This window comes from Chromobacterium sp. Panama (assembly GCF_003052555.1).
Taxonomy (GTDB): domain Bacteria; phylum Pseudomonadota; class Gammaproteobacteria; order Burkholderiales; family Chromobacteriaceae; genus Chromobacterium.
Window position 1 is genome coordinate 4688140 of the sequence record NZ_QARX01000001.1, and the last position, 3106, is coordinate 4691245.

General features: G+C 52.3%; 1 rRNA gene. It reads right to left on the minus strand.

From position 1 onward, the window contains the following. Positions 1–23: 23 nt before the first annotated feature. A 23S ribosomal RNA gene (locus tag DB032_RS21025) occupies positions 24–2912 on the minus strand. Positions 2913–3106 lie beyond the last annotated feature (194 nt).

Below are 3106 nucleotides of genomic sequence, written 5' to 3' on the forward strand. Positions count from 1 at the left end.
GTTTCCCAAGCCACTCAAATGATAGGATCAAGCCTCACGAGCAATTAGTATCGGTTAGCTTAACGCCTCACAGCGCTTCCACACCCGACCTATCAACGTCCTGGTCTCGAACGACTCTTCAGGAGGGTCAAGCCCTCAGGGAAGTCTCATCTTCAGGCGAGTTTCCCGCTTAGATGCTTTCAGCGGTTATCTCTTCCGCACTTAGCTACCCGGCAATGCGACTGGCGTCACAACCGGTACACCAGAGGTGCGTCCACTCCGGTCCTCTCGTACTAGGAGCAGCCCCCGTCAAACTTCCAACGCCCACTGCAGATAGGGACCAAACTGTCTCACGACGTTTTGAACCCAGCTCACGTACCACTTTAAATGGCGAACAGCCATACCCTTGGGACCGGCTACAGCCCCAGGATGTGATGAGCCGACATCGAGGTGCCAAACACCGCCGTCGATGTGAACTCTTGGGCGGTATCAGCCTGTTATCCCCGGAGTACCTTTTATCCGTTGAGCGATGGCCCTTCCATTCAGAACCACCGGATCACTATGTCCTGCTTTCGCACCTGCTCGACTTGTCGGTCTCGCAGTTAAGCTACCTTTTGCCATTGCACTATCAGCACGATTTCCGACCGTACCTAGGTAACCTTCGAACTCCTCCGTTACACTTTGGGAGGAGACCGCCCCAGTCAAACTGCCTACCATGCACTGTCCCCAATCCGGATCACGGACCAAGGTTAGAACCTCAAACACACCAGGGTGGTATTTCAAGGACGGCTCCATGAGAACTAGCGTTCCCACTTCATAGCCTCCCACCTATCCTACACAAGTCTGTTCAAAGTCCAATGCAAAGCTACAGTAAAGGTTCACGGGGTCTTTCCGTCTAGCAGCGGGGAGATTGCATCTTCACAAACACTTCAACTTCGCTGAGTCTCAGGAGGAGACAGTGTGGCCATCGTTACGCCATTCGTGCGGGTCGGAACTTACCCGACAAGGAATTTCGCTACCTTAGGACCGTTATAGTTACGGCCGCCGTTTACTGGGGCTTCGATCAAGAGCTTGCACCCCATCACTTAACCTTCCAGCACCGGGCAGGCGTCACACCGTATACGTCCACTTTCGTGTTGGCACAGTGCTGTGTTTTTGTTAAACAGTCGCAGCCACCGATTCTCTGCGACCTCTCAAAGCTCCTCCCGCAGGGGATTCACTCTAAGAGGCATACCTTCTCCCGAAGTTACGGTATCAATTTGCCGAGTTCCTTCTCCTGAGTTCTCTCAAGCGCCTTAGAATTCTCATCCTGCCCACCTGTGTCGGTTTGCGGTACGGTTCTTATGCAGCTGAAGCTTAGTGGCTTTTCCTGGAAGCGTGGTATCAGTCACTTCAGGTCCGTAGACCCTCGTCATCACGTCTCGGCCTTAAGGGGCGGCGGATTTGCCTACCTCCCCAGCCTACCGGCTTAAACAGACTATTCCAACAGTCTGATGACCTAACCTTCTCCGTCCCCACATCGCACTGCATAAAAGTACGGGAATTTTAACCCGTTTCCCATCGACTACGCTTTTCAGCCTCGCCTTAGGGGCCGACTCACCCTACGCCGATGAACGTTGCGTAGGAAACCTTGGGCTTTCGGCGAGCGGGCTTTTCACCCGCTTTATCGCTACTCATGTCAGCATTCGCACTTCTGATATCTCCAGCATCCCTTACGAGACACCTTCACAGACCTACAGAACGCTCCCCTACCATCTGCACTTACGTGCAAATCCGCAGCTTCGGTTATCAGTTTGAGCCCCGTTACATCTTCCGCGCAGGACGACTCGACCAGTGAGCTATTACGCTTTCTTTAAATGATGGCTGCTTCTAAGCCAACATCCTGGCTGTCTATGCCTTCCCACCTCGTTTACCACTTAACTGATCATTTGGGACCTTAGCTGGCGGTCTGGGTTGTTTCCCTCTTGACGATGGACGTTAGCACCCACCGTCTGTCTCCCATGCTCGCACTTTCCGGTATTCAGAGTTTGCCATGGTTTGGTAAATCGCAATGACCCCCTAGCCATAACAGTGCTTTACCCCCGGAAGTGATACATGAGGCACTACCTAAATAGTTTTCGGGGAGAACCAGCTATCTCCGAGTTTGTTTAGCCTTTCACCCCTATCCACAGCTCATCCCCTAGTTTTGCAACACTAGTGGGTTCGGACCTCCAGTGCGTGTTACCGCACCTTCATCCTGGCCATGGATAGATCACTCGGTTTCGGGTCTACGCCCAGCAACTAAAGCGCCCTATTCGGACTCGGTTTCCCTACGCCTCCCCTATTCGGTTAAGCTCGCTACTGAACGTAAGTCGCTGACCCATTATACAAAAGGTACGCAGTCACGGAACAAGTCCGCTCCCACTGTTTGTATGCATCCGGTTTCAGGTTCTATTTCACTCCCCTCCCGGGGTTCTTTTCGCCTTTCCCTCACGGTACTGGTTCACTATCGGTCGATCATGAGTATTTAGCCTTGGAGGATGGTCCCCCCATCTTCAGACAGGATTTCTCGTGTCCCGCCCTACTTATCGTACGCCTAGTCCTTGGAATGCGTTTTCGTGTACGGGGCTATCACCCACTATGGCGGTCCTTTCCATGAACCTTCCACTAACACAATCCATAACACGTACAGGCTCTTCCGCGTTCGCTCGCCACTACTAACGGAATCTCGGTTGATTTCTTTTCCTGCAGCTACTTAGATGTTTCAGTTCGCTGCGTTCGCCTCCTCAGACCTATGGATTCAGTCTGGGATCTCCTTGCGGAGGGGTTTCCCCATTCGGACATCGTGGGATCAAAGCTCTATTGCCAGCTCCCCCACGCTTTTCGCAGGCTTACACGTCCTTCTTCGCCTATGATCGCCAAGGCATCCACCAGATGCACTTAGTCGCTTGACCCTATCATTTCAGTAACCTGGATCACCAAAACAACAAGTGTGTTTGTGCGACGACTACACCGCCCCTTTTGATATGGCGACGTAGCCTAGATACAATCAAATACCCAAGATGACGATCCGTCCGCGTAAAGAGTTAACTCTACGCTTCCTTCTCGCCGTCTTTATATATTCGGCTTCTTCAGTTTGTTAAAGATC